This is a genomic window from Nonomuraea longispora, from assembly GCF_004348345.1.
Lineage (GTDB): Bacteria > Actinomycetota > Actinomycetes > Streptosporangiales > Streptosporangiaceae > Nonomuraea > Nonomuraea longispora.
In genome coordinates, this window is the sequence record NZ_SMJZ01000041.1 from 1 (window position 1) to 12355 (window position 12355).

Sequence of the window (12355 nt, forward strand, 5' to 3'; positions counted from 1 at the left end):
CTACCGCTGCTGGCCGGCCGCCGACCACGAACACCTCGCCGACCACGCCAGGCCGGAGATCGCGCTGGCCGACCTGACGGGGTTCGCGCTGCAGGCGGCCTGCTGGGGCGCGCCGGACGCGTCCGGGCTTGCACTCCTCGACCCGCCGCCGGCCGCCGCGATGTCCGCCGCCACCCGCGTGCTGGAAGCTCTCGGGGCTGTGGACGGAGGACGGGTGACCGGCCGCGGGCGGCGGATGGCGCTCGCCGGCGTGCACCCGCGTCTGGCCCGCGCCCTGCTCGACCTCGGGCCGCGCGCAGCCGAGGTGGTGGCCCTGCTGTCGGAGCAGCCGCCGCGCGACGCCGGCGACGACCTGGTGGAGTTCTGGCGTACGGCCCGCCGCGGCGGCATCCCGTACGCCGCCCGCTGGCGCCGCGAGACCGCGCGCCTGCGCCGCACCGCCACCGGAGACCACGAGAGCGAAGACGCGGGGGTGGACGACGGGACAGCTGGGGCGGCGGTGGCGCTGGCGTTTCCCGAGCGGGTGGCGCGCAGGCGGGGCGGCGGATATCTCATGGCCTCCGGCACCCAGGCCCAGCTCGCGGAGGGCTCGAAGCTGGCCACCGCGACCTGGCTGGCCATCGCCGTGGCCGACCGCCCGGCCGGGTCGGCGTCGGCCCGCATCAGGCAGGCGGTCGTCATCGACGAGGAGACCGCCAGGCTCGCCGGCCCCGTCACCACGGAGGACGAGGTGGCCTGGCGGGTGCCGCCGGGTGAGCGGCGCGGCGACGTGTCCGCCCGCCGGGTGGAGCGCCTGGGCGCGATCGAGCTGTCCGCGACGCCTCTCAAGGACGCCGACGTCCGCGCGGCCATCCTGTGCGGCCTGCGCACGGAGGACGTCCTGACCTGGACGAAGCAGGCCAGGGACCTCAGGGACCGCCTGGCCTTCTGCCACCGCGCGATCGGCCCGCCGTGGCCCTCGGTGGACGCGCTCGTCGACCTGGCCGACCGGTGGCTCGAACCCGAGTTGTCGAGGGCCCGCCGCCGCGCCGACCTCGAACGCATCGACGTGGCCTCCGCCCTGCGGCGCCTGATCCCGTGGAGCGAGCGGCTGGAGGTGGCCGCTCCCGAACGGATCGAGGTCCCGAGCGGCTCCCGCGTCCGGGTGGACTACTCGGGTGAGCAGCCGGTGCTGGCGGTCAAGCTGCAGGAGTTGTTCGGCCTGCAGGAGACGCCGGAGATCTCCGGCGTGCCGGTGCTGGTGCACCTGCTCTCCCCGGCGGGCCGGCCGGTGGCGGTCACCGCGGACCTGGCGTCGTTCTGGCGCGACGGCTACCGTTCCGTACGCGCGGAACTGCGCGGCCGCTATCCCAAGCACCCGTGGCCGGAGGATCCTCTCGCGGCCACGCCGACCAGGCAGGTGAAACGGAGCTTGTCATGACCGACCCGCAGGCTGCGGCCGTGCACGACAACGCCGGGTGGTGCGACGTGATGTGCCGCGCCCACGGTGTCCCCGGCACGTACGGCGACGGCAGGGTCTGGGCCAGTTCCGTCAGGACGCCGGTGTTCTACCCCGACGCCGTCACGCTCTCTCCCGGCGCGACGGCGGAGGACGTGCTCGCGCGCATCGACGCGGGGCCGGGCGCGTCGGTGAAGGACAGTTACGCGGCGCTCGACCTGCCGGGCTTCGAGGTGCTGTTCGAGGCCCAGTGGATCCACCGTCCGGCGCCCCGGCCGGCGGGCACCGCGATCGCGTGGGAGGTCGTCGGCGACGCGGCCACGCTGCGCGAGTGGGAACGGGCGGCCTTCGGCGGCGAGGTGACGGGGTTGTTCCTGCCCACGCTGCTGAAGGAGGTGCGGATTGTCTGCGCCAGGATCGGCGGCGAGATCGTCTGCGGTTCGGTGCTCACCGCGAGCGGCGGGGTGGCGGGCGTCTCCAACGTCTTCGCCTCCGGCTGCGACCCGGACACCGCGTGGGCGGGCACGCTGGCCATGGCCGCCGACCTCCTGCCGGGCCGCCCGCTGGTCGGCTACGAGAGTGACCTGGAGGTCCCCCTCGGTCACGGCTTCACCCCGGTCGGCCCCCTCCGTGTCTGGCTCAGGCCCTGACCACCCATCGCGCGGTAATCCGCCACCCCCGCCGCCCCCGACAGCTCCTGCCACGTGCCCTGCCCGGCCAGGTCGCGCTGCGCGGCGCGCAGTTCCTCGCCGGCCGAGGGTCACCGAGGGAGCGCTGACGGCGGGCGAGGGACGGTCCGTTCACGCGTACCGACCTCATACAGGCTCGCGTCCCCATGGGAAAAGCTGCACACTCTAGTCATGTTGTGGGCAGGCAGGTCCGCTGTCGAGATGGCGACGGCCGTCAGGAACGGGGACGTCACGGCCGTGACCGTCGTCGAGGAGCATCTCCATGCCATCTCGGAGCGCGACCCGAGGTTACGGGCGTTCCGACTGGTCAGAGAGCAGGCGGTGGACGAGGCGCGCGCGTTACAGAAGCGGCGCGACCTCGCGGAGCTGCCGCTGGCGGGCGTGCCGGTGGCGGTGAAGGACAACGTGGAGGTCGCCGGCGAGGCCATGCGCGCCGGTTCGAGGGCGACGCCCGACGTGCCCGCGCGGCAGGACCACGAGACGGTGGCCCGCCTGCGCGCGGCGGGCGCGGTGGTCGTCGGCCTGACCAACCTGCCGGAGCTGGGGCTGGTCGCGTTCGGCGACAGCGCCTACGGCATCGCGCGCAACCCTTGGGACCTGGCGCGCACGCCGGGCGGCTCGTCGTCGGGCAGCGCCGCGGCGGTGGCCGCTGGCATGGTGCCGCTGGCGCTCGGCAACGACGGCATGGGGTCGGTACGCATCCCGGCGGCGTGCTGCGGGGTGCTGGGCATCAAGCCGGGCAGCGGGCTGGTGCCGCCGCCCTCCGACGACTGGGACCGGTTGTGCGAGAACGGCCCGCTGGCCCGGACGGCGCCGGACCTGGCGCTGGCGCTGTCGGTGCTGGCGGCGGACCCGGCGCTGGCCCGTGCGTGGCGGTCGGGGCGGCGGGAGGAGCCGAGCCCGCCCATGTTGCGTTCGGTCTGGGCCGACGACGACAAGGTGTGGGAGCCGCAGCCGCCGTCCGACGGCCCTGAGCCGTTCGACCTTCGGGTCGCGTACGCCCCGCAGCCGCTGCCCGCGGGCCTGACCGTGGACAAGGAGTTCCAGGCCGCCGTACGCGCGGCGGGCGAGACGTTGCGCGTGGCCGGGCACACGGTGGTCGAGCACACCCGGAAGCTGCCCGCCTTTCTGGGGCCGGCGTCGGTGGCGGCGTGGCTGGTCAGGACCGCGGCGGCGGCGGAAGGCCTGGACAGGGGGCGGTTGGAGCGGCGTACGCGGGCGCTGAGCCGCGCGGGCCGGGCCCTCGGCGCGCTCAAGCTGGACGGCTCGCACGGCCGGGAGCGCTGGAGCGGCTACGGCGCCGACCAGTGGTTCGGCAATGCCGACGCCATGATCATGCCCGCTCTGGCCGCGCTCCCGCCGCTGGCCGACCGCTGGGGGTCGCGCGGTTTCGTCCGCAACACGGTGACGAACGTCAGGTACGCCCCCGCGACCGGCGCGTGGAACATGTGCGGCTGGCCCGCGATCAGCGTGCCGATCGCCACGCATTCGACCGCGCTGCCCATCGCGGTGCAGATCGTGGCCCCGCCGGGCGGCGAGCCTCATCTGCTCGGCCTGGCGGCGCAGTTGCAGGCCGCGCATCCGCCGCTCAGGCCGCCGGGCCTCGGCTTCTGAGACCCCGACGACGTCCGGCAGGCCGCCGCCCGCTCCACCGCCGGGGGACGGCGTGGTCAGATGCCGATCGGGTGCCAGACGGTCTTGGTCTCGAGGAACCGGGTCATCCGCCCGGTCCCGGGGTCGGCCGTCCAGTCCTGCGGCGCGGGCCGCAGCACCCGCTTGAGGTTCTCCGCCGCCGCCTGCTCGCACCGCAGCGCGAGATCGGCGTCGTCGACCCCGGTCAGGTCGAGCCCGTTGACGTCCATGTGGCCGGCCAGCCAGGGAGCCAGCTCGGCCTGCGACCCGGTCAGGATGTTGACGACCCCGCCCGGCAGGTCGGACGTGGCCAGCACCTCGGCCAGGGTGATCGCCGCGAGCGGGGACGGCTCGGAGGCCACCACCACGCAGGTGTTGCCGGTGACGATCACCGGGGCGACCACCGACACCAGCCCGAGCAGCGGATCGGCGGGTGCCACGACGGCCACCACGCCGGTCGGCTCGGGCGACGACAGGTTGAAGTAGGGTCCGGCCACCGGGTTGGCCGCACCGTGCACCGCGGCTATCTTGTCGGACCACCCCGCGTACCAGACGAGCCGGTCGACCGTCGCGTCGACCCGCTCGGCCGCCGCCCGCTTGCCGCCGCCGAGCTCCTCGGCGAACTGGCCGCGCCGGCCCTCCAGCATCTCGGCCACGCGGTAGAGGATCTGCCCCCGGTTGTAGGGGGTGGCGCCCGACCAGCCGGGGAACGCCTTGCGGGCGGCCACCACGGCGTCGCGGGCGTCCTTGCGCGAGGCGCGCGAGGCGTTGGCGAGAAAGTCTCCCTTGGCCGAGGTCACAGGGTAGGACCTCCCACTTTCCGAGCGCGGGAACGCCCCTCCGATGTACAGCTTGTAGGTCTTTCTGACGGACAACCTACTCATCGCCGCGCCCCCTCCACGTGGACTCCTGCGACATCTCGACCAGCACGAACACGTGGCCGCACCGGCTCACGCCACAGCGGTGCGCGAACAGGCCGGTGCGCACGGGACGCCCGGCCCTGGCGAAGGCGTGCCCGGTCGCGGCGCGCCCGCGGCGCAGCCCGCACCTGGAGCCGGGCGTGCGGCCCGGTTGGTGACGCTCACACATCGAGGTACGCCTCCAGCCCGTGCAGCCCGCCTTCCCTGCCGTATCCCGACTCCTTGTAGCCGCCGAACGGTGAGGCCGGGTCGAACTTGTTGAACGTGTTGGCCCAGACGACCCCGGCCCTCAGCCGGTCGGCCATCCACAGGATGCGCGAGCCCTTCTCCGTCCAGATGCCGGCGGACAGCCCGTACGGCGTGTTGTTGGCCTTCTCGACGGCCTCGGCCGGCGTGCGGAAGGTCAGCACCGACAACACGGGACCGAAGATCTCCGCCCTGGCGATGCTGTGCGACTGCGCGACCCCGGTGAAGACGGTCGGCGGGAACCAGAACCCCTTGTCCGGCAGCTCGCAGGCGGGCGACCAGCGCTGGGCGCCCTCGCTCTCGCCGAGGTCGCTCAGCGAACGGATCTTGGCCAGCTGCTCGGCGGAGTTGATCGCGCCGATGTCGGTGTTCTTGTCGAGCGGGTCGCCCAGCCTGAGCGTGCTCAGCCGCCTGCGCAGCGACTCCAGCACCTCCTCCTGCACGGACTCCTGCACCAGCAGCCGCGACCCGGCGCAGCACACGTGGCCCTGGTTGAAGAAGATGCCGTTGACGATGCCCTCGACGGCCTGGTCGACGGCGGCGTCCTCGAACACGATGTTGGCCGCCTTGCCGCCCAGCTCCAGGGTCAGCTTCTTGTCGGTGCCCGCCACCGCGCGCGCGATGATGCGGCCCACCTCGGTGGAGCCGGTGAAGGCCACCTTGTCGACGTCGGGGTGGCCGACCACCGCGGCGCCGGTCTCGCCCGCGCCGGTCACGATGTTGACCACACCCGGCGGCAGCTCGGCCTGGCGGCAGATGTCGGCGAAGACCAGCGCGGTCAGCGGCGTCGTCTCGGCCGGCTTGAGCACCACCGTGTTGCCGCAGGCCAGCGCGGGAGCGATCTTCCAGGCCAGCATGAGCAGCGGGAAGTTCCACGGGATGACCTGCCCGGCCACGCCGAGCGGCCTGGGCTCGCCGAACCCGGCGTAGGCCAGCTTGTCGGCCCACCCCGCGTAGTAGAAGAAGTGGGCCGCCACCAGCGGCACGTCCACGTCGCGCGACTCGCGGATGGGCTTGCCGTTGTCGAGCGACTCCAGCACGGCCAGCTCGCGGGCTCGTTCCTGGATGATCCGCGCGATCCTGAACAGGTATTTCGCCCGCTCCGCGCCGGGCAGGGCACTCCAGACGCCGAACGCCTTGCGCGCGGCCTGCACGGCCCTGTCGACGTCGTCGGAGGACGCCGTGGCCACCTCGGCCAGCGTCTCCTCGGTGGCGGGGTTGACGGTCTTGAACGGGGTGCCGGAGCCGTCGACGAACTCACCGTTGACGAACAGCCCGTAGGACGGCCTGATGTCGACGACGTCGCGCGACTCGGGCGCGGGTGCGTACTCGAAGATCGCCATCATCAGTCCAGGGTGAAGTAGTCGGGGCCCGCGTAGCGGCCGGTGGACAGCTTCTGGCGCTGCATGAGCAGGTCGTTGAGGAGCGACGACGCGCCCAGCCTGAACCAGTCGGGCGAGAGCCAGTCGTCGCCGGCCGTCTCGTTGACCAGCACCAGGTTCTTGATGGCGTCTTTGGCGGTGCGGATGCCGCCGGCCGGCTTGACCCCCACCTGGCGGCCGGTCGCGTCGCGGAAGTCGCGCACCGCCTCCAGCATGATCAGTGTCACCGGCGGTGTCGCCGCCGGCGACACCTTGCCCGTCGAGGTCTTGATGAAGTCGGCGCCCGCCAGCATCGCCAGCCAGGACGCCCGCCGGACGTTGTCGTAGGTGGCCAGTTCGCCGGTCTCCAGGATCACCTTCAGGTGGGCCGCCCCGCAGGCCGCCTTCACTGCGACGATCTCGTCGTACACCTTCATGTAACGGCCGGACAGGAACGCGCCCCGATCGATCACCATGTCGATCTCGTCGGCGCCGGCCGCGACCGCGGCCGTGGTCTCACCGACCTTCACGTCGAGGGAGGAGCGGCCGCTCGGGAACGCGGTCGCCACGGAGGCCACCTTGACACCGGTGCCGCCGAGCGCCCCGACCGCCACCGGGACGAGGTCGGGATAGACGCAGACGGCCGCCACCCTGGGCGCGTCACCGCCGGGCCGCACGGCCTTGGCGCACATCGCGCGCACCTTGCCGGCCGTGTCGGCCCCTTCCAGCGTGGTCAGGTCGACCATCGAGATGGCGAGGTCGATGGCCTGCGCCTTGGCCGTTGTCTTGATCGAACGGGTGCCGAGCATCGCCGCCCGCTGGTCCGCGCCGACCCGGTCGACACCGGGCAGGCCGTGCAGGAATGCTCGCAACGCGGTGTCGGACGAAGCGACGTCCGTGAGCGAGGTAGTCACAGTTGACACCCCCACAGCATCGCCGACCAGGGCCTCCACCTCCAAACCAGACCCCCTTAGGGCGGTCGTGCCCCAGGTCCTAGGTATGGCGGGCGTGCCCGCGTACCAGAGATAAGGCATCCACCCGATGTAGGGGCCGGGACCTTAGCACGAGTCTTGAAGGTGTCAAGAAGAAGCACGAGAACGCAGGAGACACCGTGAATCCCGAGATCGAGTACGAGCTCATGAAGAACCACGCCAGCGAACTGCGCAGGACGGCCGCCGAGCACCGGCGTGTACGCGAGGTGGAGCGGGCGAACAAGGCCGGGCGCCGCTCGGTCTTCCGCAAGCGCCGTTCGTCATGACCGTCCCACGAGTGCCCGGCCACGTTCTCCCTCGTGGCCGGGCCCACGTGCCTCCGTGAAAGCCCGCGCAACCCCCGTAAAGGCGTCGAAAGCAACCGATAAGGCATGACATGCTGGATGACATGCGGGGACGATCAGTCAGTCCCGTCTTCGTGGGGCGGCAAGAGGAGCTGAAGGCGCTCTCCGAATCGTTCGACGAGGCGCTCAAAGGGGCGGTGACCGCCGTCCTCGTCGGCGGTGAGGCGGGGGTCGGCAAGACCAGGCTCGTCCAGCGCTTCGCCGAGCACTGCGCCGCCGGGGGCGCGCACGTGCTGTACGGCGGCTGCGTCGAACTGTCCACCGAGGGTCTGGCCTACGCGCCCTTCACCGCCGCGCTCCGGCAGCTCGTCAGGGAGCGGGGACCCGACACGGTGACCGGGCTGCTGCCCGACGGCGCCGCACGCGACCTCGCCCGGCTGCTGCCCGAGTTCGGCGAGCCCAACGGCGACGGCGAGACCGACGCCGGCCGCGCCAGGCTCTTCGAGCAGTTCCTCACCCTGCTCGAACGCCTCGCGGCGGGCGCTCCCACCATCCTCGTCATCGAGGACATCCACTGGGCCGACAGGTCCAGCCGCGACCTCATCGCCTTCCTCAGCCGCAACCTGCACACGCCGCAGGTCCTCATCGTCATGACCTACCGCTCCGACGACCTGCACCGCCAGCACCCGCTCAGGCCGGTGCTGGCGGAGCTGGGGCGGGTCAACGGCGTGCACCGGCTCGACCTGCCCCGCCTGTCGAGGGACGAGGTCGCCCAGCAGATGACCGGCATCCTCGGCGAGGTCCCGCAGTACGCCAAGGTGCAGAAGGTCTACGAGAGCAGCGAGGGCATCCCGCTGTTCGTCGAGGCCCTGCTCGACAGCGGCGAGGACTGCACCGTCCCCGACTCCATGCAGGACCTCATCCTCAGCGCCGTCGAACGCCTGCCCGAGGAGACCCAGCGTGTGCTGCGCGTCGCCGCGGCCGGCGGCACCCGGGTCAGCCACGCGCTGCTGGCCGCCGTGAGCGGCCTGTCCGACATCGAGCTGGAGACCGCGCTGCGCCCCGCGATCGCGGGCAACGTGCTGCAGATCGCCGACAGCCGCGCCTACGTCTTCCGCCACTCCCTGATCCGCGAGGCCGTCCACGACGAGCTGCTGCCCGGCGAGCACCAGCGGCTGCACGCCAGGTACGCCGAGGAGATCTCCAAGGACCGCAGGCTGGTCCCGCCGGGCCGCGCCGCCGTCGAACTGGCCCACCACTGGTACGGCGCCCGCGACGACCACTGGGCGCTCATCTCCGCCTGGGAGGCCGCGCAGAAGTCGTTCAAGGCGTACGCCTACACCGAGGCCGTCCCGCTGCTCGAACGGGTCCTCATGTTGTGGGACCGCGTGCCCGACGCGGCCGAGCTCATCGACGCCGACCACACCGCCGTCCTGGAACGGGCCTCCGAGGCCGCCAACGCCGGCGGCGACGTCGACGCGGCGCTCAAGTTCGTCAAAGGCGCGCTCTCCGGGCTGGACGAGGCCGTGGAGTCGGCGCGGGTGGCCCAGCTGATCGTGCGGCGGGCCGGCATCAAGAACTCCAAGGGACATCCGGGGGTCATCGACGACCTCAGGCACGCGCTGCGGCTCGTACCCGAGAACAGCCCCGACTGGGCCGAGGTCGTCACGCCACTGAGCCGCCAGCTCATGCTGAGAGGCGAGATCACCGAGGCGAGCGAGCTGATCGCCGACGGCCTGCGGCTGGCCAGGGAGTACGGCGAAGCCGGCCTCGAAGCCGACCTGCTGATGAACCTGGCGCTCGGCCACTCGCTCAACGGCGAGCTGGAAACCACGATCATGATCAACGAGCAAGCCCTTGAGCTCGGCAGGGCAGCGAACGCCGGTCGCATCATCACCAGAGCCATGGGCAACAACATCGACGCCCTGACCGACATGGGCCGCCACGACGAGGCCCTGCGCATGGCGCAGGACGGCTGGCGGCTCGCCAAGCAGTACGGCAGGCTGCGCGGCAGCGGCCTGTTCATCCTGAACAACCGGGCCGAGGTGCTGGAGTCGCTCGGCCGCTGGGACGAGGCCATCGAGACCGTCGAGACCGCGCTCGGCCACGGGCCCGTCCTGCGCACCCGGTACGCCCTGCTGCGGGTGCGCGCCGACATCGCGCTGGCCAGGGGCGAGCTGCAGCTGACCGAGGGCATCCTGTCCGAGGTCGGCATCCTGAAGGAGCGCCAGGAGGAGTTCGTCCAGGACATCACCCACAACGCCCACCTGCTCATGCGCCGGCACCTCGCCAAGGGTGAGCCCGGCGCCGCCCTGGGCGTGGCCGAGCGGGTGTTGTCGCGTCCCCGGCAGTCGAGCAAGGCCATGCTCGGCTGGCGGCTGCTCGCCCTGCTGCGCGAGGTCTGCGACGCCGCCGGGACCGCCGAGCCCGAACGGGCCGCGGCCGTACGCCGGCAGGCCGCGGAGGTGGCGGCCGAGCTGTCGGTCATCGGGCCGGTCGTGGAGGCGTACCGGCTGTCGTACGCGGGGGAGTTCGACGCCGCGGCGGCGGCCTGGGAACGGCTCCAGCGCCCCCACAACCAGGCCAAGGCGCTGCTGCTGGCGGCGTCCGAGACAGCGCGCCGCGGCGACCGCGAGGGGGCGGCGACGCGACTGAAGGCGGCCCTGCCGCTGGCCGAGGCGCTGCGCGCGACACCGCTCGTCGCGGAGATCGAGGCGCTGTCCCGCCGGGTGGGCGGGCTCACGCAGGGGCAGGACCAGTCGGAGCTGCTGACGCCGCGCGAGCTGGAGGTGCTGCGGCTGGTCACCCAGGGCCGGACCAACCGGGACATCGCGGCCGAGCTGTTCATCTCGGCGAAGACGGTGAGCGTGCACGTGTCCAACATCCTGGCCAAGCTGGGCGTCACCACCCGGGGTGAGGCCGCCGCGGCGGCCCACCGCCTGTCGCTGCTGTCGCCGTGAGCCTCCTCAGAGGAACGGCTCGACCAGGAGCGCGATGCCGAACACCGCGAACGCCCCGGCGGCGCCGTACCTGATGATCTTCTCGGGCAGGTGCCTGCCCATCAGCCGCCCGACCACGATGGCCAGCGCGTCCGCCACCACCATGCCGACCGTCGAGCCGATCCAGGTGCCGACCCAGCCGTGCTGCGTCGCCAGCGTGATCGTGGCCAGCATCGTCTTGTCGCCCAGCTCGCTCAGGAAGAACGCCACCGTCACCGCGATCAGGGCGTTCCTGGTGGTGCGCTTGGCCTTCTGCGCCTCGTCCTCGGTCAGCTCGTCGCCGCGCAACGTCCACGCCGCGAACCCGAGGAAGGCGAGCCCCGCCACCACCGAGATGGCCGTCGTCGGCAGCGCGTCGCCGATCAGGCCGCCCACGGCGACGCTCAGCAGGTGTACGACGGTCGTGGCGATCGTGATGCCCGCGAGCACGGGCCATGTCTTGAAACGGGTTGCGAACGTCATCGCCATGAGCTGGCTCTTGTCGCCGAGCTCGGCCACGAAGATGACGCCGAGACTGATCCAGAACGCTTCCAACGGTCCTCTTCCGCGCGACCGGGCCGGAAGCGACTGGCCCGGGGAGATGCGGGCACGGCTTCGGCCCGGCAGCGACTTGTCGCATGGCTGCCAGGCCGAAGGTCTCGTCCGCCCGCGTGAGGCCCATGTGACCGGGCACGATGAAGCGCCAGTGTGTCGATCACACGATTGGGACTACTCCCCTTCGGTTCCGACCCACCATAACAGGCCGAAATCGCCCGCTATTCCCCCAGGGCGCAGCACACCAGCACCGGCTCGTTGACCAGCGTGACCCCGAACTTCTCCCGTACGCCGTCGCGGACCTGCCTGGCCAGCGCCAGCAGGTCGGCCGTCGTGGCGCGCCCGGTGGGATTGGTGAGCGCCAGCGTGTGCTTGGTCGAGATGCGTACGGGCCCGAGCTCGTAGCCCTTCGGGAAGCCCGCCTGCTCGATCAGCCATGCGGCGGGCACCTTGACCGACCCGCCGGGCAGCTTCCACTGCGGATGGCCGGGAGCGCGCACCGCCAGCGCCTTCGCCTGCTCGGCCGTCAGGATCGGGTTGGTGAAGAACGAGCCGACGCTGCGCGTGTCGGGGTCGGCCGGGTCGAGCACCATGCCCTTGCCCCGCCGCAGCTCCAGAACCGCCTCACGGGCCTGGGCGAGCGGCACCCGGCTCCCAACCCCGGCCCCCAACCGGCCTGCCAGCTCCGCGTACGCCAGCGGGCCCGACGACTCGGAGACGTCCAGCGCGTACGTCACCGCCAGCACCACGTGCCGCGACAGATCGCGTTTGAAGACGCTGTCACGGTAGGAGAAGCCGCACTGCCGCGCCTCCAGGTCGACCACCTGGCGGGTGAGCCGGTCGTAGGCGCGCACACACCTGATCGTCTGGGCGACCTCCTGGCCGTAAGCGCCGACGTTCTGGATGGGGGTCGAGCCGACCAGCCCCGGAATGCCGGACATGCACTCAAGGCCCGACCAGCCCTCGGACACGGCGCGGGCGACCAGCGAATCCCAGTCCTCGCCCGCCTCGACGGTGACCAGCACCTGCTCGCCGTCACGCGAGACGGTCAGGCCCTGGGTCGCGACCTTGATCACCAGCCCGTCGAACCCCTCGTCGGCGACCACGACGTTGCTGCCCCCGCCGAGCACCAGGGTGGGCACGCCGTTCCTGTCGGCCTCGGCCACCAGGGAGACGAGTTGCTCCGCCGTGGACCCCTCGGCGAAATCGCGGGCGGGCCCGCCCAGGCCCAACGTGGTGTACGGCGCGAGCATCTCCATG

11 protein-coding genes are annotated in these 12355 nt (G+C 72.3%); 5 read left to right on the forward strand and 6 right to left on the reverse strand.

Annotation, left to right across the window (positions count from 1 at the left end; translation table 11 throughout):
• The 3 genes from E1267_RS13445 to E1267_RS13455 form a co-directional block, all read left to right on the forward strand.
• On the forward strand, window positions 1-1420 hold a 1420-nt coding region (locus E1267_RS13445; protein ID WP_281283625.1), incomplete at its 5' end, for an ATP-dependent helicase C-terminal domain-containing protein.
• Window positions 1417-2088 carry a hypothetical protein gene (locus E1267_RS13450; protein WP_132332779.1) on the forward strand — a complete coding sequence of 224 codons (672 nt, stop codon included), beginning with the start codon at window positions 1417-1419 and terminating at the stop codon, window positions 2086-2088. The genes E1267_RS13445 and E1267_RS13450, both read left to right, overlap by 4 nt.
• Before the next feature lie 210 nt (window positions 2089-2298).
• Window positions 2299-3741, forward strand: a complete 1443-nt coding sequence (locus E1267_RS13455; RefSeq protein ID WP_132332780.1) for an amidase — start codon at window positions 2299-2301, stop codon at window positions 3739-3741.
• Between the two features lie 56 nt (window positions 3742-3797).
• Here E1267_RS13455 and E1267_RS13460 read toward each other — a convergent pair whose 3' ends face one another.
• The 4 genes from E1267_RS13460 to deoC are packed head-to-tail and all read right to left on the reverse strand — an operon-like array spanning window position 3798 to window position 7200.
• On the reverse strand, window positions 3798-4643 hold the full coding sequence (locus tag E1267_RS13460) for an aldehyde dehydrogenase family protein (RefSeq protein WP_132332781.1): 846 nt from the start codon (window positions 4641-4643) through the stop codon (window positions 3798-3800).
• The gene (locus tag E1267_RS13465) at window positions 4636-4848 is read right to left on the reverse strand and encodes a hypothetical protein (RefSeq protein ID WP_132332782.1); all 213 of its coding nucleotides are present in this window, start codon (window positions 4846-4848) and stop codon (window positions 4636-4638) included. The genes E1267_RS13460 and E1267_RS13465 overlap by 8 nt, the downstream gene beginning before the upstream one ends.
• On the reverse strand, window positions 4841-6271 hold the full coding sequence (locus E1267_RS13470) for an aldehyde dehydrogenase family protein (protein WP_181957797.1): 1431 nt from the start codon (window positions 6269-6271) through the stop codon (window positions 4841-4843). The genes E1267_RS13465 and E1267_RS13470 overlap by 8 nt, the downstream gene beginning before the upstream one ends.
• Window positions 6271-7200 (reverse strand): deoxyribose-phosphate aldolase, encoded by a 930-nt coding sequence (gene deoC, locus E1267_RS13475; protein WP_246063839.1) that lies wholly within the window; start codon window positions 7198-7200, stop codon window positions 6271-6273. The genes E1267_RS13470 and deoC overlap by 1 nt, the downstream gene beginning before the upstream one ends.
• 197 nt (window positions 7201-7397) lie before the next feature.
• Here deoC and E1267_RS44305 point away from each other — a divergent pair, with 197 nt between their 5' ends.
• On the forward strand, window positions 7398-7544 hold the full coding sequence (locus E1267_RS44305) for a hypothetical protein (RefSeq protein WP_165959596.1): 147 nt from the start codon (window positions 7398-7400) through the stop codon (window positions 7542-7544).
• Between the two features lie 122 nt (window positions 7545-7666).
• Entirely contained in the window at window positions 7667-10522 is a 2856-nt protein-coding gene (locus E1267_RS47190) for a helix-turn-helix transcriptional regulator (RefSeq protein WP_281283626.1), read from the forward strand.
• Window positions 10523-10528: 6 nt separating this feature from the next.
• Here the strand turns inward: E1267_RS47190 and E1267_RS13485 are convergent, their stop codons facing one another.
• Both E1267_RS13485 and E1267_RS13490 read right to left on the reverse strand, forming a co-directional pair.
• Window positions 10529-11095 carry a TMEM165/GDT1 family protein gene (locus tag E1267_RS13485; RefSeq protein WP_132332785.1) on the reverse strand — a complete coding sequence of 189 codons (567 nt, stop codon included), beginning with the start codon at window positions 11093-11095 and terminating at the stop codon, window positions 10529-10531.
• 221 nt (window positions 11096-11316) lie between these two features.
• The gene (locus E1267_RS13490) at window positions 11317-12354 is read right to left on the reverse strand and encodes a UDP-N-acetylmuramate dehydrogenase (protein ID WP_132332786.1); all 1038 of its coding nucleotides are present in this window, start codon (window positions 12352-12354) and stop codon (window positions 11317-11319) included.
• Window position 12355: the final 1 nt, after the last annotated feature.